At 65.9% G+C, this 25,991-nt stretch carries 26 protein-coding genes; 16 read left to right on the top strand and 10 right to left on the bottom strand.

Annotated features, from left to right (window positions below; all coding sequences use genetic code 11):
• Positions 1-60 precede the first annotated feature (60 nt).
• The 3 genes from NP3_RS39070 to NP3_RS39060 all read right to left on the bottom strand — a co-directional run bounded on the left by NP3_RS39070 (position 61) and on the right by NP3_RS39060 (position 2,638).
• Complete coding sequence (locus tag NP3_RS39070; protein ID WP_063046734.1) at positions 61-297, bottom strand: ribosomal protein L7/L12; 237 nt, start codon at positions 295-297, stop codon at positions 61-63.
• Positions 298-376: 79 nt separating this feature from the next.
• Entirely contained in the window at positions 377-1,648 is a 1,272-nt protein-coding gene (locus tag NP3_RS39065; protein ID WP_063046743.1) for an MFS transporter, read from the bottom strand.
• Between the two features lie 141 nt (positions 1,649-1,789).
• Positions 1,790-2,638, bottom strand: a complete 849-nt coding sequence (locus NP3_RS39060; protein WP_063046733.1) for an NAD(P)H-binding protein — start codon at positions 2,636-2,638, stop codon at positions 1,790-1,792.
• 81 nt (positions 2,639-2,719) lie between these two features.
• Between NP3_RS39060 and NP3_RS39055 the strand changes: the two genes are divergently transcribed.
• Positions 2,720-3,679, top strand: coding sequence for an AraC family transcriptional regulator (locus tag NP3_RS39055; protein WP_063046732.1), 960 nt, complete (start codon positions 2,720-2,722; stop codon positions 3,677-3,679).
• A gap of 26 nt (positions 3,680-3,705) precedes the next feature.
• Positions 3,706-4,098: an acyl-CoA thioesterase gene (locus NP3_RS39050; protein ID WP_063046742.1), complete on the top strand. Its 393-nt coding sequence runs from the start codon at positions 3,706-3,708 to the stop codon at positions 4,096-4,098.
• A gap of 177 nt (positions 4,099-4,275) precedes the next feature.
• On the opposite strand, the gene NP3_RS39045 is transcribed toward NP3_RS39050, so the two are convergent.
• Complete coding sequence (locus NP3_RS39045) at positions 4,276-4,788, bottom strand: Lrp/AsnC family transcriptional regulator (RefSeq protein ID WP_063046731.1); 513 nt, start codon at positions 4,786-4,788, stop codon at positions 4,276-4,278.
• Positions 4,789-4,934: 146 nt separating this feature from the next.
• On the opposite strand from NP3_RS39045, the gene pdhA reads away from it, so the two are divergent.
• The 3 genes from pdhA to NP3_RS39030 are packed head-to-tail and all read left to right on the top strand — an operon-like array spanning position 4,935 to position 8,390.
• The gene (pdhA, locus tag NP3_RS39040; protein WP_063046730.1) at positions 4,935-6,047 is read left to right on the top strand and encodes a pyruvate dehydrogenase (acetyl-transferring) E1 component subunit alpha; all 1,113 of its coding nucleotides are present in this window, start codon (positions 4,935-4,937) and stop codon (positions 6,045-6,047) included.
• A complete protein-coding gene (locus NP3_RS39035; RefSeq protein ID WP_063046729.1) occupies positions 6,044-7,015 on the top strand; it encodes an alpha-ketoacid dehydrogenase subunit beta in 972 nt (323 codons plus the stop codon). Before pdhA ends, NP3_RS39035 begins: the two co-directional genes overlap by 4 nt.
• A 25-nt stretch (positions 7,016-7,040) precedes the next feature.
• Positions 7,041-8,390: a dihydrolipoamide acetyltransferase family protein gene (locus tag NP3_RS39030; RefSeq protein ID WP_063046728.1), complete on the top strand. Its 1,350-nt coding sequence runs from the start codon at positions 7,041-7,043 to the stop codon at positions 8,388-8,390.
• Here the strand turns inward: NP3_RS39030 and NP3_RS39025 are convergent, their stop codons facing one another.
• The gene (locus tag NP3_RS39025; protein ID WP_063046727.1) at positions 8,391-9,074 is read right to left on the bottom strand and encodes a DUF899 domain-containing protein; all 684 of its coding nucleotides are present in this window, start codon (positions 9,072-9,074) and stop codon (positions 8,391-8,393) included.
• Between the two features lie 202 nt (positions 9,075-9,276).
• Here NP3_RS39025 and NP3_RS39020 point away from each other — a divergent pair, with 202 nt between their 5' ends.
• Entirely contained in the window at positions 9,277-9,639 is a 363-nt protein-coding gene (locus NP3_RS39020; RefSeq protein ID WP_040687025.1) for a hypothetical protein, read from the top strand.
• Positions 9,640-9,708: 69 nt separating this feature from the next.
• Entirely contained in the window at positions 9,709-10,431 is a 723-nt protein-coding gene (locus NP3_RS39015) for an HNH endonuclease family protein (RefSeq protein WP_373864815.1), read from the top strand.
• A gap of 4 nt (positions 10,432-10,435) precedes the next feature.
• Here the strand turns inward: NP3_RS39015 and NP3_RS39010 are convergent, their stop codons facing one another.
• Positions 10,436-11,254 carry a sulfurtransferase gene (locus NP3_RS39010; RefSeq protein WP_373864816.1) on the bottom strand — a complete coding sequence of 273 codons (819 nt, stop codon included), beginning with the start codon at positions 11,252-11,254 and terminating at the stop codon, positions 10,436-10,438.
• A 274-nt stretch (positions 11,255-11,528) separates the two neighbouring features.
• Between NP3_RS39010 and NP3_RS39005 the strand changes: the two genes are divergently transcribed.
• The 4 genes from NP3_RS39005 to NP3_RS38990 are packed head-to-tail and all read left to right on the top strand — an operon-like array spanning position 11,529 to position 16,962.
• On the top strand, positions 11,529-12,746 hold the full coding sequence (locus NP3_RS39005; protein WP_063046725.1) for a benzoate/H(+) symporter BenE family transporter: 1,218 nt from the start codon (positions 11,529-11,531) through the stop codon (positions 12,744-12,746).
• A 34-nt stretch (positions 12,747-12,780) separates the two neighbouring features.
• Entirely contained in the window at positions 12,781-13,188 is a 408-nt protein-coding gene (locus NP3_RS39000; RefSeq protein WP_063046724.1) for a DUF3224 domain-containing protein, read from the top strand.
• 55 nt (positions 13,189-13,243) lie between these two features.
• Complete coding sequence (locus tag NP3_RS48560; protein WP_063046723.1) at positions 13,244-16,198, top strand: DEAD/DEAH box helicase; 2,955 nt, start codon at positions 13,244-13,246, stop codon at positions 16,196-16,198.
• A complete protein-coding gene (locus tag NP3_RS38990; protein WP_063046722.1) occupies positions 16,195-16,962 on the top strand; it encodes an SWIM zinc finger family protein in 768 nt (255 codons plus the stop codon). Before NP3_RS48560 ends, NP3_RS38990 begins: the two co-directional genes overlap by 4 nt.
• 7 nt (positions 16,963-16,969) lie before the next feature.
• Here NP3_RS38990 and NP3_RS38985 read toward each other — a convergent pair whose 3' ends face one another.
• Positions 16,970-17,440, bottom strand: a complete 471-nt coding sequence (locus tag NP3_RS38985; RefSeq protein WP_063046721.1) for an LIC_13387 family protein — start codon at positions 17,438-17,440, stop codon at positions 16,970-16,972.
• Positions 17,441-17,506: 66 nt separating this feature from the next.
• On the opposite strand from NP3_RS38985, the gene NP3_RS38980 reads away from it, so the two are divergent.
• Positions 17,507-18,031 (top strand): TetR/AcrR family transcriptional regulator, encoded by a 525-nt coding sequence (locus NP3_RS38980; protein ID WP_063046720.1) that lies wholly within the window; start codon positions 17,507-17,509, stop codon positions 18,029-18,031.
• Entirely contained in the window at positions 18,028-18,789 is a 762-nt protein-coding gene (locus tag NP3_RS38975; RefSeq protein WP_063046719.1) for a helical backbone metal receptor, read from the top strand. The genes NP3_RS38980 and NP3_RS38975 overlap by 4 nt, the downstream gene beginning before the upstream one ends.
• Positions 18,790-18,840: 51 nt before the next feature.
• Here NP3_RS38975 and NP3_RS38970 read toward each other — a convergent pair whose 3' ends face one another.
• Together NP3_RS38970 and NP3_RS38965 are read right to left on the bottom strand one after the other, a co-directional pair.
• Positions 18,841-19,914, bottom strand: a complete 1,074-nt coding sequence (locus tag NP3_RS38970) for an amidohydrolase family protein (RefSeq protein ID WP_063046718.1) — start codon at positions 19,912-19,914, stop codon at positions 18,841-18,843.
• Between the two features lie 73 nt (positions 19,915-19,987).
• Complete coding sequence (locus NP3_RS38965) at positions 19,988-20,617, bottom strand: TetR/AcrR family transcriptional regulator (RefSeq protein WP_063046717.1); 630 nt, start codon at positions 20,615-20,617, stop codon at positions 19,988-19,990.
• Positions 20,618-20,718: 101 nt separating this feature from the next.
• On the opposite strand from NP3_RS38965, the gene NP3_RS38960 reads away from it, so the two are divergent.
• On the top strand, positions 20,719-21,120 hold the full coding sequence (locus tag NP3_RS38960; RefSeq protein WP_063046716.1) for a Dabb family protein: 402 nt from the start codon (positions 20,719-20,721) through the stop codon (positions 21,118-21,120).
• 14 nt (positions 21,121-21,134) lie between these two features.
• On the opposite strand, the gene icmF is transcribed toward NP3_RS38960, so the two are convergent.
• Entirely contained in the window at positions 21,135-24,353 is a 3,219-nt protein-coding gene (gene icmF, locus NP3_RS38955) for a fused isobutyryl-CoA mutase/GTPase IcmF (protein WP_063046715.1), read from the bottom strand.
• A 292-nt stretch (positions 24,354-24,645) separates the two neighbouring features.
• Between icmF and NP3_RS38950 the strand changes: the two genes are divergently transcribed.
• Both NP3_RS38950 and NP3_RS38945 read left to right on the top strand, forming a co-directional pair.
• On the top strand, positions 24,646-24,891 hold the full coding sequence (locus NP3_RS38950) for a hypothetical protein (RefSeq protein ID WP_063046714.1): 246 nt from the start codon (positions 24,646-24,648) through the stop codon (positions 24,889-24,891).
• 58 nt (positions 24,892-24,949) lie between these two features.
• Positions 24,950-25,915: a hypothetical protein gene (locus NP3_RS38945; protein WP_063046713.1), complete on the top strand. Its 966-nt coding sequence runs from the start codon at positions 24,950-24,952 to the stop codon at positions 25,913-25,915.
• Positions 25,916-25,991: the final 76 nt, after the last annotated feature.

Here is a 25,991-nt window from a genome sequence, read left to right as displayed (position 1 = left end):
GAAGGCACTGTAAGAACCTCTGCATGAAAGCCCGCTTCCGCGAATGGAAGCGGGCTTTCGTCATTGCAGGTGCCGTTCGCGCGCTTCGACCGCGTCTTTGGCATCCTTCAGGCTTGCGCCCGTCAGGTCGCGATAGAGCTTGATCGCGTGGATCTTCTTGCCCTGCCGAATGAGTTCGTCGATTTCGTCATAGGGTGCCGCCAGGTCCGGGCTGGGCAGGCCGAGGTGCTTGATGATCATGTCGAGTTTGCGCTCGAGGTTATCGATCCGGCGCTCGAGCCTATTGTTGTCGAACATCTCTCGAACTTACCGATTCCGACGCACGGAGTTGCCGCTGCCGCAATGGCGTTCGCCGCGCTTGCGCGGGAATCAGCTGCTATCCGGTAGTCCGTTGCGGGGCAACCGCACCCGCGTAGCCGCAGCAGAGCAGGACCGCGATGAGCGGAACGGCCATCGCGGTGGTGAGTGGGACCAGGGCGGTCAGCCAGCCGATGATGGAGGGGCCCGCGAGCAGGCCGAGGTAACCGAGGCTGAATACGCGCGACATATCGGTAGCCGCTGTAGTCGAGCCGAGATTTCCCGCGGCGGTGAAGATTTGCGGTATTCCGCCGGAGAGGCCGAGGCCGCACATCGCCCAGCCGAGCAGTGTCAGCGGCACCCAGCCCGAGGCCATGATCAGGACCAATCCGAATGCGGCGATCAAGGTGCCGTAGCGGACGACGGCGACGCGGCCGAAGGCGCCCGCCAAGCGGTCGGCGGTGAATCGGCCCGCGGTCATGGTGCAGGAGAATGCGCCGAACGCCAGTGCGGCGGTGGCATCGTCGACATCGAGGTGGTCGCGGACCTGCAGGGCGCTCCAGTCGGCGGCGACGCCCTCGGTGAGGAGCAGGGCGAAGGCGATTGCGGCCAGCGCCCAAACCTTTCGGGAGCGGTTCGGTGCGGTTGTCGACTGGGCTGTCGCGCCATCATGCGCTGTCGCTTCGGACTCACGATCGCGGTCCGTGCTTTCCGGAATGCGGTCGTGTGGGCCACTTTCCATGGGCGCGTCCGAATTCGCTTCTCGTGCCGCCCATCCGGTGTCGACCAGCAGGCGTGGCACGAGCGCGGCGGTAATCGCCAACCCCGCCACCGCCGCGAGCGACAAGCTCAGGCGCACATCCCATCCCGCGCCCTGAGCCGCCGCACCCAGCAGCGAGCCGAGGAATCCGCCACCGGAGAACAAGGCGTGGAACGCCGACATGATCGGTCGGCCATAAGCCCGCTCGACATGCACCGCTTGGGTATTCATCGAAACGTCGAGCGCACCATTGCCGAACCCGAAGCAGGCCAACGCGATCGCCAGGCTGACCGGTCCGGTCGCCAATCCAGGGCCGAGCACCGATACCGAAACGATTGCCGCGGCGGCCGCGACCACGGTCCGGCTGCCGAATCGGTCGGCGAGCGGGCCCGCTATGCGCATGCCGACAATGCCCGCACCGGCCAGCATGAGAATGAACATGCCCAGCGTGGAATGCGCGATACCGGTCCGGTCGGTAATGGCCGGGATGTGCACCACCCACATGGCCAGTAGGAAGCCGTTCAGCGCGAACACCACGAATACCGCGGCGCGTGCTACCCGTATCTGCGGATCGATCGTCGTGGTCGCCACCGATTCGACGGTACCGCGTCGAGCGCGATCTCGCGGCCGCACGGGGAGCCGGTCCGGGACATCGTCGTCCAAGGGCCCGGCTCCGCGGATCTCGCCATTGAGATCGGGTGTCCGTGCGGCGGTCTCATTTCCTACAACCACCTACTCGCTGGAGATGTTCCAGATTCCGGTGGCCGCAGTCTCGTCGGCGTAATCCCGGAAATCTTTCGGTTCCCGGCCGAGCGCACGCTGGACGCCGTCCGCGGTCTTGGAGTTCCGGCCGTCCAGGATCGTGCCGAACAGGTAGTCGAGCAGGCTGACGACGTCGGCGGGAACCTGGTACTCGGTCAGTGCCGCAACGAAATCCGTGCGGGAGATCGGAATGAAGGCGACTTCGCGTCCGGTTGCCGCGGCGATCTCCGCGACGGCTTCGGCGAACGTCAACGACCTGGGTCCGGTCAGTTCGTAGAGTTCGCCGCTGTGCCCGTCCTCGGTCAACGCGGCGACCGCGGCATCGGCGATATCGTCGGCATGCACGAACGGTTCCGGCACATCGCCATTCGGCAGTGCCACCTCACCCGCGAGCACGTACTCCAGGAATGCGCCTTCGCTGAAGTTCTGTGCGAAGAAACTGCAGCGCACGATGGTCCAGTCGAGCCCCGAACCCTGCACGATCTGCTCACACGCCACGGCCTCCGGTTCGCCGCGACCGGAGAGCAGCACGAGTTTGCGCACACCGTTGACCTTGGCCGCGTTGGTGAATGCGCGGATGGTCTCGGGCGCACCCGGCACCGCCAGATCCGGCTGGAAGGCGATGTACACCGCGTCCACGCCGAACAGTGCTGGTGTCCACGTGCTGCGGTCGGCCCAGTCGAAGGGGACCTCGGCCGCGCGGGAACCGATCCGGATCGGATGACCGGCCTGCCGGAGCCGGGTCGCGACACGGCTGCCGGTCTTGCCCGTACCGCCGGTGACGAGGATGAGGCGCTGGTGGGAGGTGCTGTTTGTCATGTTTCCAGTACATCGGCGCGGCGCGCGACGAAACATAGTTCAGCGACTCGTGATCATGCGTCAGCGTCTACTGTTTGTTATGTGGATGCGCTCGCCAGTCTGCTCGAAGGTCCACGCGCCCGAGGTGCGTTCGTCATGTGTTCATTGCTCGACCCGCCCTGGTCGCTGCGCATTCAGGATCGGGCGCCGCTGACGGTGGTGTCGATGATCCGCGGCACGGCCTGGATCATGACCGACGCGGCGGGCAGTAAGCCACGGCAAGTGAGCGCGGGCGATATCGCGATCTTCCGCGGACCCGATCCGTATACGGTCGCCGACGATCCGGCCACCGCACCGCAGATCTTCATCGATCCGGGCAATATCACCAAGACGGCCGACGGTGAAATCCTCTGCGAGACATTGAGTCTCGGTGTGCGCCAGTGGGGCACCGATGCGGACGGCGCCACCCTGATGGTCACGGGCACCTATGAGTCCGCGGGCGCGGCGAGTCAGCGGCTGTTGCGTGCCCTGCCGCCGGTAATCATCTTGCAGCGCGGCGATTTCGACACCCGGCTGCTCGACATCCTGGTCGACGAAGCCACCAAGGACGAGCCCGCACAGGGTGTCGTCCTGGACCGGCTGCTCGATATGGTGCTGATCGCGGCCCTGCGTGCCTGGTTCGCCCGCAATGACGCGCCTGCCTGGTACCACGCCTACAGCGATCCGCTGGTCGGCAAGGCGCTGCGGCTGTTGCAGCACAATCCGGCGCACGGCTGGACGGTCGCCAGTTTGGCGGAGGCGGTCGGGGTCTCGCGCGCCGCGCTGGCCCGCCGGTTCACCGATCTGGTGGGTGAACCGCCGATGGCTTTCCTCACCGAATGGCGGCTGGCCCTGGCGGCCGACCTGCTGCAGGAATCCGATGCCACCATCGAATCCATTGCCCGCCAGGTCGGCTACGGCAGCGCGTTCGCACTGAGCACGGCTTTCAAACGCCACTTCGGTGTGAGTCCGCGCGACCACCGGCAGGGCAGCACCCCGGCTGAGCTATCGTCGGCCGGGTGACCCAGCAGTATCCAGTCCTCTGGCCGATGCCGACCCGGTGGGCCGATAACGACCACTACGGCCACGTGAACAACGTGACGTACTACTCGTACTTCGACACCGCGGTCAATGCCTGGCTCATGCATGCCACCGGCACGGATATCCGCGAACTGCCCGCCCTCGGCGTGGTCGCCCAGACCTCCTGCCAGTACCACGGCTCGCTCAGCTTTCCGGACCAACTCCAGGTAGGCCTGCGCATCTCCCGCCTCGGCCGCTCCAGCATCACCTACGACCTGGCCATCTTCCGCGAATCCGAAGATGGTCTGGAACTAGCCGCGACCGGCGCCTTCGTCCACGTCTACGTAGACAACGAAACCCGCAAACCAGTAGAAATCCCCGAAGTAATCCGCACCGCCGCAACAGCCCTGGTCACCGACTGAACCTGCCGGGCGCTCTCTACCTGGCCGAGGCACCCGAGCCCCAGCTAACCGCCACTCCATTGGTGACTTCGTTCCAGATTCCCGGCACGGCAGCGTGAGCCCCGCGCTGTCGGACCTTCCGGTGCGGAAGGTCTTGCGAGTCTTGGAAACCGAGAACTCGCCGACAATGCCGCCGGATCAGGCTCGCAGCGAGCGATCGGCGGATGCGGCCAGGCGATCCAGCAGTGGAGCCGTGCGCGGTCCGACGAACTGCTGCATCACCAATGCCATATTGGTGCGTTCCACCCCGGGAATCTTCAAGATCTGCCCGGCGATCCGGTACAGATCGTCCGCATCCCGCGCCACCACCCGCACGGTGAGATCGGTCAGGCCGGTCATGCCGCACACCTCGGTCACCTCCGGCACCCGGGCGAGTTCGGCGACCACCGAATCCAATCGGTGCTGATCGACGACGACGGCGACGAAGGCTGCCAGCGGGTAGCCCAGCGCGTGCGGTTGCACTCGACGTTCGAAGCTGGCGAGCACACCGCTCGCCTCCCAGCGCGACAACCGCGCCTGCACGGTATTGCGGGACAACCCGAGCCGGGTTGCCAGCTCGACACCGGTCGCGCGTGGGTTGGCGACCAGCTCGAGCAACAGTCGCGCGTCGGTGGCGTCCAGGGTCACGTCGGCGGGTTCTCTACTGGTCATACAACGCAGTATGACATCAGTTCGTCGGAAAGATTTGGGCATTCTGCTTACTCGCGTGTTGATCACTTGCGCACTTCGCCTACTCGTGGATGCTATGTGATATAGGGCACATCAGCCCTGCGCTCATGGTCAGGAGGCGATCCCGAATGACGAACAAATCCGACTATCCGGTTCAGTTGGTACAACCCGACGGCCGTCGCGTATTCGACCGGGAACACGCGGCCCTGATCGCCGATATCGGGCCCGCACAGCTGCGCGCGATGTACACGGACCTGGTCGTGACCCGCCGGATCGACACCGAGGCAACCGCTCTGCAACGCCAGGGCCAGCTCGGACTGTGGGCGCCGATGATCGGACAGGAGGCCGCCCAGGTCGGCTCGGCATACGCGTTGCGCCCCGACGACTACGTCTTCTGCAGCTACCGCGAGCACGCCGTCGCCTACTGCCGCGGCGTTCATCCCACCGAACTCACCCGGATGTGGCGCGGGGTCGCACACTCCTGCTGGGATCCCGAAGCGGTCAATATGACCAACCCGAATATCATCGTCGGCTCGCAGGGCCTGCACGCGACCGGTTACGCCTATGCCGCCCACCTCGACGGTGCGGAGATCGCGACCATCGCCTACTTCGGCGACGGCGCGTCGAGCCAGGGCGATCTCGCCGAGGCGTTGGGCTTCGCCGCGAGCTGGGGCGCGCCGGTCGTCTTCTTTTGTCAGAACAACCACTGGGCGATCAGTTCCCCGGTCCGCATCCAGAGCGCGACCCCGATCGCGCGGCGCGCCTACGGGTATGGAATTCCCGGCCTCCAGGTCGACGGCAATGATGTGCTCGCCGTCCTCGCGGTCACCAGACAGGCCGCCGTCCGCGCCCGCACCGGTGGCGGACCGTCGTTCATCGAGGCGCTCACCTATCGGATGGGTCCGCACACCACCGCGGACGACCCGACGCGCTACCGCTCCGCCGCCGAGACCGAGGAGTGGGCGCGCCGCGATCCGATCGCGCGACTGCGCAAGCTGCTGGAACGAGAGTCGCTATGGGACAACGCATTCGAGCGCCATGTCGATGCGAGCGCCGACGAAGTCGCGCAACAGGTCCGCACCGCGACCATCGATATGCCGGATCCGGCGCCGACACAGCTGTTCGATCACGTCTATGCCACCCCGCATCCGCTGATCACCCAAGAGCGGAACGAGTACGCGGAGTATCTGTCCGGCGATCCCGGTGACAGTGCCGCGCGACCGGAAGGAGTCCCCACATGACCACGACCTTCGCCGCAGCGCTCAATGCCGGGCTCCGGCGGGCCATGGACGACGATCCGAAAGTCGTTCTGATGGGCGAGGATATCGGCCGCCTCGGCGGGGTGTTCCGGGTAACCGACACGCTGCAAAAGGATTTCGGAAACAATCGCGTCATCGATACGCCGCTGGCCGAATCCGGAATTGTCGGAACGGCTTTCGGTATGGCGCTGCGCGGCTACCGCCCGGTCTGCGAGATTCAATTCGACGGCTTCGTCTACCCGGCCTTCGATCAGATTGTTTCGCATGTCGCCAAGATCCACTACCGGACGCAGGGAAAGGTGATCGCGCCCATCACGATTCGCATTCCGTTCGGCGGTGGAATCGGTTCGGTGGAGCATCACTCCGAGTCGCCGGAGGCGTATTTCGCCCACACCGCGGGACTGCGCGTCGTGACGCCGAGCAATCCCGCCGACGCGTATTTCATGATCCGCCAGGCGATCGCGCTCGACGATCCGGTGATCTTCTTCGAACCCAAGCGGCGCTACTGGGATAAGGCCGAGGTCGATTTCGATGCCGAGGCCATGCCGCTGGACCGGGCCCGCGTCTGCGTCAGCGGTACCGATGCCACCGTCCTCGCCTACGGCGGCACCGTCGCCTCGGCCATTACCGCCGCGAAAATCGCTGCCGAGGAAGGGCATTCGCTCGAGGTGATCGATCTGCGCAGCTTGTCGCCGATCGATTTCGACACCATCGAGGCCTCGGTGGCCAAGACCGGCAGGTTGATCGTGACGCACGAAGCGCCGGTCTTCGGCGGGCTCGGCGCCGAGATCGCCGCGCGGATCACCGAACGCTGCTTCTACTACCTGGAGGCGCCGGTGCTGCGCGTCGGTGGCTTCGACATCCCCTACCCCCCGGCTAAGCTCGAAAAGCACCACCTGCCCGATCCGGACCGCATCCTCGCCGCGGTCGATCGCTCACTCGCCGCCTGACTACCGCTCACTGAGAGGTGCCCCAGTGGAAGATCGTGCCCCCGAGGATGATCAGGGAAATATCCTGGAATTCCGGCTACCCGATCTCGGCGAGGGACTGGCCGATGCGGAGTTGGTGTCGTGGTCGGTGGGCGTCGGCGATACCGTGCAGCTGAATCAGACGATCGCCGACGTGGAGACGGCCAAGGCGGTGGTCTCGCTGCCGTCGCCGTTCTCGGGCACGGTGATCGAATTGCTCGCTCGGCCCGGTGAGACGGTTGCGGTGGGGGCGCCGCTGATCCGGGTGCGCAATGATCTGGCGGGCGCGCAGGAGGGGGCGAACGGGCGGACGTCGGTGCTGGTCGGATACGGGCCCGAAGATGAGACGGTGTCCCGGCGGCGCAAAAGGGTTGCGGAACCGATACCGCCGCAGGAGAGTTCGGCCGCTGAGCCGGTCGAGTCGGGAATGGCCAGGGCTGCGGCGACCCCCGGTGCGCGCAAACTCGCCAAGGAACTCGGTATCGACCTCTGGTACGTCGCGGGTTCGGGCCCCGACGGTGCGGTCACGGTCGAGGATGTGCGCGGGGCGGTCCCGGTATCGCAGCCGCGCGCCGCGCCGACTCGCACCGACGGCCCGGCCGCGCCGCCGACGCCATCGGTCACCGATCCGAATGCGGGCATCATTCGCCCCGCGACCCGCGAGGAACGCACGCCGATCAGCGGCATCCGCAAACGCACCGCGGCCGCCATGGTGGCGAGCGCCCGCACCATCCCGCAGGCCAGCACCTTCGTCACCATCGACTTCACCGCATCGATGGAACTGCTCGACCACCTGCGCACCACCAAATCCTTCGAGGGCCTGACGCTGACGCCGCTGGCCCTGGTCACCAAATCCGTCCTCGCCGCCCTCGCGGAATATCCCGGCATCAACGCATTCTGGGACGAGGCGAATCAGCAGATCGTCACCAAGCACTATGTGAATCTCGGTATCGCGGTCGCCACCGAACGCGGCCTGCTGGTGCCCAATCTCAAGGAAGCCCAGGCATTGAGCCTGCGCGACCTGTGCCGGGAGATCGGCTGGCTCGCCGAGACGGCGCGTTCGGGCAGCGCCACCCCGACCGACCTGCGCGGCGGCACCTTCACCATCACCAATGTCGGCGTCTTCGGTGTCGACGCCGGTGTTCCGCTGGTCAATCCGGGTGAGGCCGCGATCCTGTGCCTCGGCTCGATTCGCAAGCGGCCCTGGGTATTCCGCGACGAACTCGCCATCCGGTGGGTCACCACCATCGGCATCAGTTTCGACCACCGGATGATCGACGGTGAGCTGGCAGCGCGCTTCCTCGCGACCGTCGCGGGATTGCTCGAGGATCCGCTCACGCTATTGGGCCGGATGTAGTCACGCCCCCGGGTCGCCGTAGTGCGCGGCGATGTCTTCGGAGCCGCTCCATCGGCTGTAGGTCGGCGACTGCGGCCACCCCTCGGGCGAGTCCTGCCACTGCTCCTGCCGCCCGTACGGCAGCACGTCGATCAACGCGAAGCTGTGACTCAGCTGCTCGGTGCCACGGCCGTTGGTGTGCCAGGTGCGATAGACCGTGTCGCCGTCGCGCAGGAATACGTTGACCGCGAATCCGCCGCCGGGCGGTGCGCCGACGTCGGTGCCGAATGGACTGTTCGCCGTGGAATACCAGCCCATTTTGTTCCCGACCCGCCGCTTGTACGCGAGTGCCTCCTCGATCGGCCCCTGGGTGACGATGACGAACCGGGCATCGTAGTTGTCCAGGAACTCCAACCGGGTGAACTGCGAGGTGAACCCGGTACAACCACCGCACTGCCACTTCTCGCCCGGAAACCACATGTGGTTGTAGACGATCAGCTGTGACTTACCATCGAAGATATCCGCCAGCCGGACCGATCCCTCCTCGCCCTCGAGGGTGTATTCGGGCATTTCGACCATCGGCAGGCGCCGCCGCTGGGCGGCGATCGCATCGAGTTCTCGGGTCGCTGCCTTCTCCCGGACGCGCAGCTCATCGAGTTGGCGCTGCCAGGTGTCGGCATCGACGACGGGCGGCAGAGCATTCATGAGAGTCCTCCCTGATCGTGTTGCGTTTGCGGATATAGACGCGGCCCGGTCGCCGAACTAATCGGTCGCCGGAAAAATCTTTGAACTCGCCGAGATGGACCAGTTACTACCCCTTGGCACCATTTTCGGAACATACTGGTATATCCGCTGGTCATCGCATGAGAACCGCAGTCGGGCGTCAACGGAAAGCGGAGGGCAAAGCATGACGATTCTGCTCCAGGTACTCGAGCAGAGCTTCACGCCGACCACGCCGTGGGAACGGCGCAAATTCACCTTTGTCAATGCCGACAAGATCGTCGGCATGCGACTGGACGGACAGTCCGGCGTCTGGCTCGACCTGTCCCGGCCCGGTGAATCACAGCGCCTGGCCCGAACCCTGGACCCGCGTGACGCCGTCACGTTCCTGCTCACGACCTTCGCGAAGATCGCCGAGTGCGAGGAGCGCGGTGGTTCGTGGCTGATCGGACACGACGGCGCGCACACCGAGTCCATTGTGGCCACCAGATTCCCACCCCGGTCCAGTGAAGTCGCCAATGACGATCTGCTGGCTCGCGCCTGGCTGTAGGTCTGACCGGCTCCGAGGCGCTCCAGCCGGGTGCTACGAATGTCGGTCCATACGGGTACATCTGGCACCGTGCGTGCCGACATCCGACGATGGCTGCCTGCCCTGATCGCGGCGGCGCTGTTCGCGCTGCCCGGATGCGCCGAGGTGAGCGGTGGACCGGTCGCGCCCGCATCTGGCAGCGGGGAGGGGGAACTCAGCCCGACCCGGGTTCAACTCGGGCAGTTGTTGGCATCGGTGCGAGTCGTTGCCGCCCGGGGACATCCCGGCGGTTATGAGCGCGGCTGCAAGGAAGGTCAGCGGTGCGCATTCGGACCGTCATGGACCGATGACTACGACGGCCCCGGCGGTCACGACGGCTGCGATACCCGCAACAACGTACTGAGCGCGCAGCTGACCGTGGTGAGCTTCCGGCCGGGCACCCACGACTGCGTGGTCACCGCGGGCATACTCGACGATCCGTACACCGGCAAGCGGATCGCTTTCAGCAAGGCCGATGCGGGCGATATCCAGATCGACCACGTCTATCCGCTGGCCGCAGCCTGGGATATGGGTGCGGCGTCCTGGCCGCTCGAGCGGCGGGTGCGTTTCGCCAACGATACCGAGGTGAATCTGCTGGCCACCGCGGCGAGTGTCAACCAGGCCAAGGGTGACAGCACACCGTCCGAATGGACGCCGCGCACGAACCGTTGTTTCTATGCGGACAAATACCTGACGGTCGCGGTCCGGTACGACCTACCGGTGACCGCTGCGGACAATGCCGTGCTGAACGACATTGCCCGCTCATGCCCTTAGCGAGCTATGCCCCGGTGGCGACCGGGCGTTTCGGGTCGTTCGACCATTGCGACCACGAGCCCGGATACAGCGCCGCTTCGATGCCTGCGGCGGCGAGTGCCGCGATCTGGTGGGCGGCGGTCACACCCGATCCGCAATAGACCGCGACCGGCCCGGACCCGAATGCGGCGAAGCGATGTTGCAAAACGTCCACGCTGCGGAACCGTCCGTCGGCGTCGAGGTTCTCCGCGGTCGGTGCGCTGATCGCGCCCGGAATGTGGCCCGCCTGCGGATCGACCGGTTCCACCTCGCCGCGGTAGCGTTCGCCCGCGCGTGCGTCGAGCAGTACACCGGACCATTTGGCGGCCGCATCGGCATTGATGACCGGCAGCTGCCCCGGATTCACCTCGACGTCACCGAGTTCGGGATCGTCCTCCTCGCCGGAGGCGATCGCGCCGCCCGAACCGGTCCACGCGGGCAGACCCCCGTCGAGAATCCGCACGTCCGCGATCCCGGCCCAGCGCAGCAGCCACCAGGCCCGCGCCGCCGCCATGCCACCCGTCGCGTCGTAGACGACCACCGGATCGCCGGTCCGTAGACCCCAGCTGCGTGCGCATTTTTCGAGCTGCGCGGGATCGGGCAGCGGATGCCGCCCGCGCGCGGGTGATGGCGGTGCGGCCAGTTCGGTCTCCAGATCGACGAAGACCGCGCCGGGAATATGTCCGTCCAGATAATGCTGCGGGCCGTCCGGATCACCGAGTGCCCACCGCACATCGAGTAGACGAACCCGCTTGTCCGCCAATACTTCCCGAAGCTCATCCGCCGAGATCAGCACCGCGCTCAACAAGCTCTGTTCCGCCTCTCTGTTCTGCCTCCCCGAATATTCAGGCCATACTAGTAAGAGCCGCTATGCCTGCGTACAGGTCTTGCGTCATCTGCCACATCAGTTTTGGGTGTACCCGACGAGTTACCCATATACACGCCAAATCAGTTGGTACGTCCACGTTCGAATTGAGTGCGGTTTCGGCGATTCACCCTAGCCGGATGCCACACAATTCAGTCCAGTTTCCGGGGACTGGCTGTGACAACTGGACTGATGACCGGGGAGAATTCCAGAAATGTCCAGGCTTTCCCCGGCGCTCGCCGACACCCCGGCACCGGTCCACCGTGAGGCGCGGCTCGCGCAGCCGGTCGGGGCCGGTGTCGTCACCGCGCTGGTCGGATTCACCAGCTCGTTCGCGGTGGTGCTGAGCGGGTTGACGGCGGTCGGGGCCACCCCGGCACAGGCGGCGTCGGGACTGCTCGTGCTCTGCCTCACGCTGGCCATCGGGATGATGCTGCTCAGTTATCGGTATCGGTTGCCGATCACACTGGCTTGGTCGACGCCGGGTGCGGCACTGCTCGCTGGCACCGGTTCGGTCGCCGGTGGCTGGGCCGCGGCGGTCGGGGCGTTCGCGATAACCGGTGTGCTGATCGTGATCACCGGACTGTGGCAGCGGCTCGGCAACCTGGTGGCCGCGATTCCGGTGGAGATCGCGCAGGCCATGCTCGCCGGTGTGCTGCTGCCGCTGTGTCTCGCGCCGGTGAAGGCCGTGCAGGCCAGTCCGGCGGTGGTGGTGCCGGTGATCGTGGTCTGGCTGGTGCTGCAGCGATTCGCCAAGCGCTGGGCGGTGATCGCGGCCTTCGCGACCGCGGCGATCGGGGCGGGGATCAGTATCGCGGTGCAGCACAAGCATCTCGATCTCGCGGCGATGCGCCCCTCGCTCGAACTGACAGTGCCGCACTGGAGTTGGCAGGCGATGATCGGTATCGCCATTCCGCTCTACATCGTCACCATGGCCTCGCAGAACATTCCGGGCACCGCCGTGATGAAGTCCTTCGATTACCAAGTCCCTTGGCGCGCTTCGATGTCGGTCACCGGTATCGGCACGGTTCTGGGCGCACCGGCGGGTGGGCACGCCATCAACCTGGCCGCGATCAGTGCCGCGCTCTCGGCCGCGCCCGCCGCTCATCCGGATCCGAAGCGCCGCTGGATCGCCGCCTGCACCGCGGGTGCCTCCTATCTGATTCTCGCCCTCGGCTCGGCGGCGCTGGTCACCCTGATCGCCACCGCGCCCAAGGGCACGCTGGAAACCGTTGCGGGCCTTGCCCTGCTGGCGACTCTCGCGGCCGCCCTTGCCGGTGCCCTGAAATCCGAACAGCACCGCGAGGCGGGCGTTGTCACCTTTCTGATCGCCGCGTCCGGTGTCGGGTTCCTCGGCATCGGCGCGGCCTTCTGGGCACTGGTCGTCGGTCTTGTCGTGCGCAAGGTCCTCGCCCACCGCAAAGACTCGTGAAAAGTTGTCGGTACCTGCCGTTACGCTCCGCCGCATGAAAGCAATCGGCACCTTCTCCGTCGCCTCCTTCACCCCAACCGATGTCGTGCCGGATCCGGCCATCGCCACCGCGCTGCCGGTCGGCATCGCGCAGATCGAGAAGGAGTTCGCGGGCGAGATCACCGGTCGGTCCGCGACTCTCTTCACCGCCGCCTTCGACCAGGCGACGGGTGCGGGGACGTATGTCGCCATGGAATCGTTCGAGGGCGCGCTGCACGATCGCGCGGGCAGCTTCAACTTCGCGCATTCGGCGACCACCCTCGGCACCGACCGCACGGCCGAGTTCTTCACCATCGTGCCCACCAGTGGCACCGGTGCGCTGGCCGGTATCACCGGCACCGGCGGTCTCACCGTCGATACCGACGGTGTGCACCAGATCTGGTTCGATTACGAACTCGACTGAGGCCCCTACGAGGATGGCCGCGGCGTCTGTCGGACCCGCCTGATTGGATGGGGTGATGCTGCACGGTCTGTGGTCGCCGGGATCGGGCTTGCTGCTCTGGCAGGAGGCCCCGGTCGCGCTACCCGAACCGTTGGGCGGGGTGCTGACGGCGTCGAAGTTCCGGCATCGGGCACAGGTGCTCGTCAGCGGGTCGCAGGGGGCGACCGAGCAGGTCAGGGCGCATGCGATGGTGCCTGCGGCGGCCGCGGTCGCGCTGCGACAGCGGCTGCCGGTCGATGCGGTTTCGGGGGATCTGCGGTTTCTCGCGCACGTTGCGCACGGTGTCGAGCGGTGGGTGCGGGCCGGGCGGGTGGTGCCCGAGCTGCGCCGCGACGACGGGCAGTGGTGGGTGCGCTGGCGGTTGGTCGGCGGCGAGCGTCAGCGGGCCTGGCTGGCGGAGTTGGCGGTGGCGATGCCGCCCGCACTGCGCGTCGCGGGGAAGCCGGGGATGCTGCTCGAGGATATGGTCACCGAACTCGCCGATCCGATCGTCCGGGAGTTGATGGATCCGCCGCCGTCGGCGCATCCACTGGTGGCCGCGCTCATCGGTGATGTCGCCCTGGATGGCGGCAGCCATCAGCTGGCCGAGGTGCTGGAACGCTGGCGGGCGAGTCTGACCGGGGACGAGCCCGAGTTGGTGCTGCGCCTGCTGGAGCCCGAGGGCGATATCGCGCTCGGCGAGGCCGATACCGATGCCGATGACGTGGTGGCGCTGTGGCGACTGCAGGTCTGTCTGCGTGCCGACGGTGAAGCGCCGAATCCGGTTCCGCTGCTGGGTGATCCGGTGCTGGTCCGCACCGCGATCGAGAAGCTGGGGGAGGCGACGCGGGCCTATCCGCGCCTGCGCGACCTGCCGAACGATCCGCAGTCGATGGACCTGCTGCTGCCGACCGAGGTGGTCGCGGACCTGGTCGAACACGGTGCACATGCGCTGCAGGCGGCGGGTGTGCGGCTGCTGCTGCCGCGCGCTTGGAATATCAGCGCCCCGACCATGCGGCTGCGCGTGGAGAGCGGCGTACCTGCCGCCGAGAGCACGGTCGGCATGCGCGGACTCGTCTCCTATCGTTGGGAACTCGCCCTCGGCGATACCGTGCTGACCAAGGCCGAGATGGAACGGCTGGTCCGCTCGAAATCGGATCTGGTGCAGCTGCGCGGCGAATGGGTGCAGGCCGACCACAAGGTGCTGGCCGCTGCCGCCCGCTATGTCGCCGCCCATCTCGACGACACCGAAATCACCTTCGCCGATCTGGTCGGCGAACTCGTCACCGGCCATGTCGAAAAGGTTCCGATCACCGAGGTGAGCGCAACCGGTTGGGCCGCGGACCTTTTGGACCAGACCCGCGACCCGGTTCCGGTGAGTGCGCCGGTCGGCCTGAAGGCGCAGCTGCGGCCCTATCAGGAGCGTGGGTTGGCCTGGCTCGCCACCATGAGTCGCTACGGGGTGGGCGGAATCCTGGCCGACGACATGGGCCTGGGTAAGACCGTACAGGTCTTGGCGCTCTTGGTACATGAACGCGAGGTCGATCGCCAACTGGCACACCGGCAGACCGGTACTGCGCGGTCCGAGGACGCACAGGTCGTTTCGCTGCGCGATGTGAGACGGCGGGGTGCAGCGCGGCGCCGGGACGACCGCGATGCGCGCGTTAGCGGGCAGGAGGCGCCCGGTGGCGACGGTGCACCAGGGCCGACCCTGCTCGTATGCCCGATGTCGGTCGTCGGCAACTGGCAGCGCGAGGCGGAGCGATTCGCCCCCGATCTGCGGGTTTTAGTGCACCACGGTGTCGGCCGCGAGTCGGGCGCGGATCTGGACGAAGCCGTTGCGGACGCGGACCTGGTGATCACCACCTATTCGCTCCTGGCGAGGGACGCAGCCGAATTGGCGCGGCAGCAGTGGGATCGCTTGGTGCTCGACGAGGCGCAGCACATCAAGAACGCGGGGACCAGACAGGCGAAGGCGGCGCGGGCGGTACCTGCCCGACATCGGTTGGCGCTCACCGGAACTCCGGTGGAGAACCGCCTCGAGGAATTGCGCTCGATTCTGGACTTCACGATGCCGAAGGTGCTCGGTAGCGCACAGACTTTCCGTGCCCGGTTCGCCGTGCCGATCGAACGCGATCGGGACGAGAACGCCATCAGCCGCCTGCGCACCGTTACGCAGCCGTTCGTGCTGCGCCGGGTGAAAACCGATCCCGCCGTCATCAGCGATCTGCCGGAGAAGCTGGAGATGACGGTGCGCGCCAACCTGACCGTGGAGCAGGCGGCGCTGTACCAGGCGGTCGTCGACGACATGATGGCCAAACTGAAGGATGCGAAGGGTATGGCGCGCAAGGGCGCGGTGCTCGGCGCGCTGACCAGGCTCAAACAGGTCTGCAACCATCCCGCGCATTTCCTCGGCGACGGCTCCGGCGTGCTGCACCGCGGCAGTCACCGCTCCGGCAAGCTCGCTCTAGTGGAGGACGTCCTCGATGCGGTGCTGGCAGATGGCGAGAAGGCATTGCTGTTCACCCAGTTCCGCGAATTCGGCGAGCTCATCGCGCCCTATCTGATCGAGCGCTTCGGTACGAAGATTCCGTTCCTGCACGGTGGCGTGCCGAAGAAGCACCGCGACACCATGGTCGAGCGCTTCCAGGAACCGGATGGTCCACCGCTGATGCTGCTGTCGCTCAAGGCTGGTGGCACCGGCCTGAATCTCACGGCGGCCAACCATGTTGTGCACCTGGATCGTTGGTGGAATCCGGCCGTCGAGAACCAAGCGACCGACCGCGCCTTCCGGATCGGTCAGCAGCGCAATGTGCAGGTGCGCAAACTGATCTGCGTCGACACCATCGAGGAGAAGATCGACGAAATGATCAGCGGCAAACGCCAACTCGCCGATCTGGCCATCGGTGCGGGCGAGAACTGGATCACCGAATTGAGCACGGACGAACTGCACCGGCTCTTCGCCCTCGGCGCGGAGGCGGTCGGCGATTGAGTCCCTTCGAGGATTACAGCAAGTACGGCAAACGCCGCCCGGTGCGCGGTGGGGTCGAAGCACGCAGCCGCCGTGGCGGATTCGGACGAACCTGGTGGGGCAAGGCGCTGATCGAGGCGGTCGAGCATATGGCCGAACCCGGTCGACTCGCCCGCGGCCGCACCTACGCCCGAGCCGGGCAGGTCGTCAGCTATCGGATCGAACCCGGTGCGGTCACCGCGGAAGTCCAAGGGAGTCAGCCGCGCCCGTTCACCTCGGTATTCGCCATCCGGCCACTGCGCGACGAGGAACTCGAACTGCTCATCGAGACCATCCGGACCACACCGGGCGTACTGGCCGAAATCGCCTCCGGCGCTTTGCCGACGAGCCTCGGCGAACATCTGCTCCCGACCACTGCCGCCGATCTCGACTTCTCCTGCACCTGCCCGGATCCCGGCTGGCCGTGCAAACATGTGGCCGCGGTCTGCTATCTGCTCGCCGAACGTCTTGACGAGCGTCCTCGTGAAATCCTCACCCTGCGCGGCCTCGACCTGGATACCCTCATCGTCGGCATCGAACGTGACACGACCCCCGCAGTTTCCGACGACCCCTACGGTGACAGCATTCAACTGCCCGACCTCCCGAAGCTCGAATTCCGCCCCGCCATCGATGATCTGGACCCGACCTTGCTACGTCGCGCCCTGCGCATGATCGCCGAGGACGAACCGACGGCCGCGGCTGGGCTGCGCGACATCCGCGCGCTCTACGAAGCCCTGGATCGCTGACTTCGGTTCAGTGCTGTTCGATCGGCCCGGCTATCAGCACGGCCGCAAAACACAATGTGGCAATGCCGGACAGCACTATCACCGGCAGCGGAAAATACAGCGCGGCAATACAGCAGAGACCGCCCGCCGCCACCACGCAGCCGAGATTGAACAACGACCAGCGGGCGATCAACTGTGGCGCGGCTCGGACCGCGCTGATCACCAGCACCCCGAAAAGCAGCCCCAGCAGGCCCATTCCGACGCTGTAGCCGGTATTCAGATCGAAGACGCTGACCCGTCTGTCACCGTCGAACAAGGCTGTGGGGGTGCGTCTGGACAATTCGTCGACCACCTCTTCGCCCGCGGAGTCGGGGCCGTTGAAGATGTGCACGACGAGCAGATGAACCGCTCCGATGAGGCCGATGAGCGTGGCACCAGCCATATGCACGGGTGCGGCCCACCGGGCGGATGTCCCGGTGTGTGTGGTTGGCGCGGTCATCGCGACCTCCCGTGAATTATGGTGCGCTCCAGAACAGAACAAAATTTATGTTATAGGCTGGCGAACGTGGCGGGCAAGGCATCATGGTTGGCATCAGGGCTGGTGATCCTCGGTACGGCCGGGCCGACCGGACTCACGATCGACAAGCTGGTCGCGGCGACCGGACTCAGCACCGGGTCCTTCTACCACCACTTTCCGGGTATGCCCGGCTACAAATCCGCTTTGCTGGCCTACTTCGAGGAAATGCACACCACGCGGTACCTGCGCGAGATCGAGGCCGCCGACCTCGATCCGCGCGGTCGGCTCGACCTGCTCATCGATCTGGTGCTCGTGGATGACGAGCCCGCCGCCATCGAGGTTGCCGTGCGGGCCTGGGCGCTGGACGACCCGATCGCGGCCGCGGCCAAGGAGCGCGTCGACGGTACCCGGCTCGGTGTGTTGCGCACGCTGCTCGCGGACTGCGGATATGCCGAGGCAGATGCCGAGCAAACGGCGCAGATCCTCTATCTGCTCGTTCTAGGCGCGGGCAATATGTTGCCAGCCGTGCCACCCGCACAGTTGCGCGTCCTCTGCCGTCGGGTCCTGTCATGATCGACGATCTGGGCGCGGCCGTGCGCATCGACCGCCCGGTGCGCCGGGTGGTGTCGCTGGTTCCGTCGCTGACCGAGGCCGTCGCGGTGAGCCGCCCCGAAGTCCTTGTCGCGGCGACGGATTGGTGCACACACCCCGAAGACTTGGACGTCGAGCGGGTTCGCGGCACCAAGAATCCGAATGTGCGCCGAATCATCGAGCTCGCACCGGATCTGGTGCTGTCCAATCAGGAGGAGAATCGCCGCATCGATGTGCAGCGGCTGCGCGATGCGGGAATCCCGGTGTGGGTCACCAGAATCGAAACGCTGGACGAGGGTTTCGCCTCGCTGCGCCGACTTTTCACCGAAGCGCTGAACGGTCCGGTGCCGGATTGGCTTGTTGAGGCCGAAATATCCTGGGCAGCAACAGATCCCGGGCCGCCGCGCCGTACGGTCATTCCGATCTGGCGCAGCCCCTGGATGGTGGTCGGCCACAACACCTTCACCGGTGACCTGGCGGCGCGCCTCGGCCTCCGGCTCGTGCACGTCGACCGCACCGAGCGTTATCCGCACGTCTCCGAGGACGAGCTGACTCGTGATGTCGAACTCGTCCTGCTCCCTGACGAGCCGTACGTATTCACCAGATCCGATGGTCCCGAGGCATTCCCCGGCTTGCCTGTCGCTTTGGTCGAAGGCCGCAGCCTCACCTGGTACGGTCCATCCCTTGCCACCGCCCGCGACACCCTGACCCGCCAAATCGCCGAAGCCTTCGTCCCTTGATCGAGCGGTAGTGCCGCGTCCGATCCCCGGGCCGCGAAGTTTCGGCCCGGTTCAGGATTCGATTCGGTAGGTCCGTTGGGCGTTGGTTCGGAAGATCTGCTCGAGCTGATCGCGTCCGCCGCCGTGCTCGGTGATTGCGGTGGCGATGAGCTCGACGCTGTCGGCGATGCTTGTAATCGGCTTGTCCACCGGGAAATTGGAGCCCCACAGCAGGCGGTCCGCGCCGAAGACTTCGTAGGCATGTGCGACGAGCGGACGAATTCGATCCAGCAGCACCGGAATCGGTGTCGACGTGCCACGTGGTGGTACCGGGTGGCCGAGGATCGGCATCATCAAACCGCTGACTTTCGCGACCACATTGGGGTTTTCGGCGAGCGCGGTGAGATGGTCGCGCCAGCGGACGAATAGTTCCCGGCGCAGGCTCGGATTCGTTCCGGTGTGTTTGCCGACCGGGCCGAAAATCCCTGCGGGCGTGGCGAGATGGTCGAGCACGATCGGGACTTCCGGATAACGTTCGGCAAGCGCCGTCACATCGGGTAGCGCGTGCGAATAGACCCAGGCCTCGAAAGACAGCCCGCGCTCGGCAAGTGCCGCGAAACCGTTGAGGAATTCCTTGGTGGTGAGTGCGCTCTCGTGCTCGGTATAGGGCCGGACATCCGGATCCCGATGGTGGGCGACATGTGCGCGAATGCCGCGCACCAGCGGCGATGCGGCCATATGGGCATCGAGCAGCGCCGCGAAATCCGGTGCCGCCGGATCGGCATTCCCGATGATGGCGCCGAGCGCCGGGTGGTCGCCGCCGAATGGCAGCCCGGCCACCCACTTAGTCTCGTCCGCCCCGGCCAGCGCGCCCTTTCCGGTCCATCCGACCTCGATATGCACGATCGACTCGACCGGGACGCCGTCGGCATCCGCGCGGTAATTCGCGGGCAGATATGGATTCGCATAAGCGGTCGGATCCCCGACGAATTCCCGATCCCGGCGCGGCGCGACCCGCTTGGCCCAATCGATCGGAATGGGCAGCATCCGGAGCAACTTGGCCGTCCGGCTGAATTCGCGCGGCGTGCGGAACGGATCCCACTGATGAATATGGCTGTCGATAATCCGGATATTCGAGATATGCATGTCCGCCGTCCCAACCACGCTGAAGGCCCTGACATCGCGATTGTCACACGCGCGCGGGCGGGCGCGTTCGGGTTCAGCGGGAACCGTAGGCGGACAGGAATGTCCGCACCGCCGCATCGGCGATATCGGCCTGCTCGGCGTCGCTCACCTCGCGAGTGCCGAGCCGGGACCGGGCCTCCAACGGGGCGGTGAGCAGGGCGAGCAGCTGTTCGGCGGCCTGCGCAGGATCGTTGGTCCGCAGCCTGCCCGCAAGAGCGAGTCGCGCAAGTCGATCGGCCAGCGCCTCGGCAATGTGTCGCGAGGTGCGCTCCAGCACGGTGTCGGCCAGGTCCGGAAAGGCGGCGAGCTGCGCGTAGGTCAGCGCACGCAGCGAACGGGCGCGCTCGCCCGAGCATTCCGCGAGCAGCGCGCGCGCCGTCGCGGTGAGGGCGGCGGATAGATCGTCGCCCGGCTCGCGCAGGCGATCGATGATCGCGAGGGTTTCGGCGGCCACCGTGTCGGCGGCGGCCAGCACGGCGTGCCGGAAGAGGGTCTGCTTGTCATTGAGGTGGTTGTAGACCGTCGGTTTCGCGACGCCCGCCTCGTCCGCGATCTCCTGCACGCAGGCCTTGTCGTAGCCGCGCCGCGCGAAGACGGTGAAGGCGACGTCCAGGATCGCCTGCCGCTTATCGATGCGCCCGCGCGCCGCCGTCGTACCCGTCACCTCTGCATATTAGCGCCCGGCTGAACTTGCGGGTTCACTCTTGTGCATCTACTAGTCAGTTATCTAGATTGAACTCTATGGTTCAAAACGAGGAGGTATCCATGATCGTTCATCTGTTGCGCTTCGGCTTCCGCGAAGAGACCACCGAGGCGCAGAAGGCCGAGGTACTCGCGCTGATGAAGCGCACCGCATCGGTCGAATCGGTCTCCTTCGCGACCGTCGGCCAGAATCTCGGCGACGTGAGCGAAGGGCTGACCCATGCCTATTGCGTGGGCATCGAGGATCTGGACGCGATGGAGCGCTATATGCACGATCCGGTCCACCTCGCCGGTGATCCGCAGATCGTTCCGCACTTCCAGAAGATCGCCATCGGACCCGACGTATCGGATGAGCCGGATCCCGAACTGCGCGACAAGATCATGGCGCTGCACAACGCCAAGCTGGCGAAATACCCGGAGTGGGCGCGTCAGATGGATTCGATTCCGGAGGTGCGAATCTTCTGACGGCCCAACCTATTTCACACGTTGCGGCGGTACTGTCCGCCGACGGTGAAGAAGGTGTCGGTGATCTGTTGCAGAGTGCAGACCCGGGCGGCGTCCATCAGGACCTCGAAGATGTTGTCGTCGGTGCGGGCCACCGCGTCCAAGCGGGCGAGGGCGGCATGTGCGGCATCGCGGTGGTCGTTCTGGAACTGGCGCACGCGCTGCAGTTGTGACTGCTTCTCCGCCTCGGTGCCGCGAGCCAATTCGATGACCCGATGCGGTTCGCCGTGCGGGTTGCGGAAGGTATTGACGCCGATGATCGGCAGCGAGCCATCGTGTTTGCGGTGCTCGTAGCGCATGGATTCGTCTTGGATCTTGCCCCGCTGGTAGCCGGTCTCCATGGCCCCGAGGACCCCGCCGCGCTCGCTGATGCGATCGAATTCGGCGAGCACGGCCTCCTCGACGAGATCGGTGAGTTCATCGATGAGAAAACTGCCCTGGAGCGGGTTTTCGTTCATCGCGATGCCCCACTCGCGGTTGATGATGAGCTGAATGGCCAGGGCGCGGCGCACCGATTCCTCGGTGGGTGTGGTCACCGCCTCGTCGTAGGCATTGGTGTGCAGGCTGTTGCAGTTGTCGTAGATGGCGATGAGCGCCTGCAGGGTGGTGCGAATGTCGTTGAAACTCATCTCCTGTGCGTGCAGCGATCGGCCCGAGGTCTGCACGTGGTACTTCAACTTCTGCGAACGCTCGTTGGCGCCGTAACGATCTCGCATGGCAACGGCCCAGATGCGCCGCGCCACCCGGCCGATCACCGAATATTCCGGATCCATGCCGTTGGAGAAGAAGAACGACAGATTCGGTGCGAAGTCATCGATCTGCATGCCGCGTGCGAGATATGCCTCGACATAGGTGAATCCGTTGGCGAGGGTGAAGGCCAGCTGGCTGATCGGATTCGCACCGGCCTCGGCGATGTGATAGCCGGAAATCGAGACCGAGTAGAAGTTGCGAACACCCTTGCGCACGAACCATTCCTGGATATCGGCCATCATGCGCAGACTGAATTCGGTGGAGAAGATGCAGGTGTTCTGACCCTGATCCTCCTTGAGGATGTCGGCCTGAACGGTGCCGCGCACTGTCGTCAGGGCGCGTGCCGTGATATCGGCGGCCTCCTCGGCCGTGGGTTCGCGGCCTTCGGCGGTCGAGAACCGTTCCAGCGCTTGGTCGATGGCGGTATTGAGGAAGTAGGCCAGGATGGTCGGGGCCGGGCCATTGATGGTCATCGATACCGAGGTGGTCGGCGCGATCAGGTCGAAGCCGTCGTAGAGCGCCTTCATATCGTCGAGTGACGCGATCGAGACACCGGAGGTGCCGACCTTGCCGTAGATATCCGGGCGTTCGGCGGGATCGTGCCCGTAGAGCGTCACCGAATCGAAGGCGGTGGAAAGCCGTGTCGCCTCGGCATGTTCGCTGAGCACCTTGAAGCGCCGGTTGGTGCGGAACGGATCGCCCTCACCGGCGAACATCCGCGCCGGATCCTCGTTATCGCGTTTGAACGCGAAGACGCCCGCGGTGAACGGGAACCGTCCGGGTAAATTCTCCGAGCGCAGGAATCGCAGCAGCTCACCGTGATCAGTGAAGCGTGGCAGCGCGACGCGCGGAATGGAATTGCCGGACAGCGTCTCCCGGCGCAGGGGGGTGTGGATCTCCCGATCACGAACCCGAACCACCTGCTCCGCACCCCGATAGGAGTCGGCCAGTTCGGGCCAACCCGCCAGCAGTTCGGCATTGTCGGCATGCAGCGCGTCGCGGGCTTTTTCGGCGAGTTCGGCCACCGCGATGTCATCGGGCAGTTCGGCCGCCACCTGCTCGAGCCGCTGCAGGCGCTGTGCCGCAATGATTTGCGTGGCCGTATCGGCGTGGTAGTCGCGGACCGTATCGGCGATCTCGGCGAGGTAGCGCACCCGGGCGGGCGGGATGATCTGGGCGAACCTGGTGGAGGAGCGGGTTTCCACCTTCGGAAGTACGCCGGGCTCGAGGTGCAGACCGTGCTCGGCGAGCAATCCGGTGAGGTGCTGATAGAGCGCCGTTACTCCGTCATCGTTGAAAGTGGCTGCGCTGGTACCGAATACCGGCATCTCCTCGGGAGATTTGGCGAACTCCTCGCGATTGCGAATCAACTGGCGCGAGACATCACGCAGCGCGTCCTCCGCGCCGCGGCGCTCGAACTTATTGATCGCCACCACATCCGCGTAATCCAGCATGTCGATCTTCTCCAGCTGGGAGGCCGCGCCGAATTCCGGTGTCATCACATACATCGACACGTCGACGTGGTCGGTGACCGCGGCGTCGCCCTGGCCGATGCCGGGGGTTTCCAGGATGACCAGGTCGTAGCCCGCTGCCTTGCAGGCGGTCACGATGGCATCGATATTCTGCGGCAGCTCGTGGCCGCCGCGGGTGGCCAGTGAGCGGAAGAAGATGTGATCGCCGTCGAGGGCGTTCATCCGGATGCGGTCGCCGAGCAGCGCACCGCCGCCGCGTCGGCGGGTCGGGTCCACCGCGAGAATCGCGACGCGCAATTTGTCCTGCTGATCGGAACGCAGACGCCGCACCAATTCATCGGTGAGTGAAGACTTTCCGGAACCGCCCGTGCCGGTAATGCCGAGCACCGGCACTGTGCGTGCGGCGGCGGCCGAGGCCAGGGTCTGGCGATCGGACTCCGACAGCGTGTCCTGCTGCAGGCAGGTGATCGCGCGGGCGAGCGCGGCCCGTTCACCGGCGAGTACCGCGTCCAGCACCGGCGGCTCGGCGGCGAGATCGAAATCGCAGCTCCGGATCAGCTGATTGATCATGCCGGGCAGGCCGAGTCGCTGGCCGTCCTCGGGGGAGAAGATGGTCACCCCGGATTCGGCTAGGCGCGCGATCTCCTCGGCGACGATCACCCCGCCGCCACCGCCGAAAATCCGGACATGGCCGGCGCCGGCCTTCTTCAGTGCGTCGGCGAGATATTCGAAGTACTCGACATGTCCGCCCTGATACGAACTCACCGCGACGCCCTGCGCGTCCTCGGTGAGCACCGCGTCCACGACCTCACTGACCGCGCGATTGTGTCCGAGGTGGATGACCTCGGCGCCCTGCGCCTGCAGGATCCGTCGCATGATGTTGATCGCCGCATCGTGCCCGTCGAAGAGCGCGGCCGAGGTCACGAATCGGACGGGATGGGTGGGCGTGTGGAGCGCGGTGCTGTCGGCCACGGGGGTCCTCCGGGGGAGATCCTGTTTGGCGCCCGATACTAGGACGTCAAACTAATCTTACGGTGATGGCAGTCACAGCGCCAGGTGAACCGCGGCCGGATAGTTGGCCGAATGATTGCCGCGGGATTCCGCTCACCGTGACCGCAACCCGCGACATCCACCCCGGCTCGAGTTCCGATGGAGGCAGCTGCCGAACGGCGACCATTTCCGCTGGCAGGACCGCACTTCGAGCCAAGGACTATCCATGGGACCGAACCGCACACCGCACAAATGCGATTGGTGGTGAGTCGAAATGAACTTGCAGGCTGTCCGCCAGTGGTGCACCGCTGGTGTCGACCGGATCTCGCGGTGGTGCGAAATCAGTGCCGGGGCATGGACCGCGGTCGAAGCCCCGACGGTCACCACCGGGATGCGCGATGCGGTCGTGGCCGCAGCCGTCATCGAATTCGGTTCGCCGTTTCGGCCGAATGTGGCAGGCGGTGGCTATCGCATTTCACCTCACTCGCGCACCCTGGCACGGTATTGGAACTCGGCCTGAAGCGCTGAGTCGGCTTGCGGCAGTTAACGATTGCCGATGCACCGTCCATACTCGATACATGGGGATCCAGGATCGGTCGGGGGCGGCCTTACGGCGGCTGGTCGACGAAGGTGTATTGACCGAAGCTCAGCGCGATGCGGTTGCGAAGGCGCTGGTGGCGGAGCGGACTAAGCCGGAATCTCCCGGCAAGTTACTCGCCGAGATCGCCGCTTACATCGGCGCGGGGTTGGTGTTCGGCGCTCTCGCTCTCTTGCTCATATCGTCCTGGGGCGACCTACAGCGGACCGGGCGCGTCGTCATTTTCGGGCTGGTATCGGCTGGCCTCGCCCTCGGCGCGATCACGCTCGCCGGTGGCGTCTCCGCCTTGTTCGCGCGCTCCGCGGTCCCGGCTGGCTCTCGCGTGCGGCTTGCGACAGTGCTCTTCGCGCTCGCGTCCGGATCGGTCGCCGTGACGGTGGGTTCGGCCATCGATGGCGGCAATATCGATGACGCCTGGGTGTACGCCTGCCTTGCGGGCTTGGCGGTGGCCGTACTCGGCTACCTTGCGTTGCCGTCGGTCATCGGCCTTCTGGTTGCCGCCTGGTACAGCGTTGTCCTGGTCCCGGGCGTACTCGACGAGGTGTTCGGGGTCGAAGAAGTCTGGATCGGGCTCGGGTTGCTCGCCCTAGGCGCGATCTGGTTCGCGCTCACCAGGATCGGCGTGGTCGTCGAAACCTGGGCGGGCTATCTCATCGCGGTCCTCATCTCGGCGGCGGGCGTCGTGACCGTCTACGTCGACGCCGAGCGCGCGGGTTTCGTACTCGCCGTCATGGTGGCCGTCGTCTGCTTCGCGCTGCACGCCACACAGCGCTCGGCGGTGCTCATGATCGGCGGCGCTGCGATGATCGCGCTGGCCGTGGGCTTGGCGGTCGCCCATTGGTTCGACGGCGCGGTCGGCGCGATGGTCGCGATCCTGCTCATCGGCACAGTGGTCCTCGCTCTCGGTGCGTGGTTGCTCACCCGTCAGCCGAAGTCCTCCACCTGACCCGCAACATCTCTCCCACGGGATTTGCGCCCCGCCGAGCGCAGTCGAATGGTGGTGGTTGCCGGTGTTCCGAGCC

Source organism: Nocardia pseudovaccinii NBRC 100343, from assembly GCF_001613225.1.
Taxonomy (GTDB): Bacteria; Actinomycetota; Actinomycetes; order Mycobacteriales; family Mycobacteriaceae; genus Nocardia; species Nocardia pseudovaccinii.
This window is presented reverse-complemented; position numbering and strand designations above follow the sequence as displayed.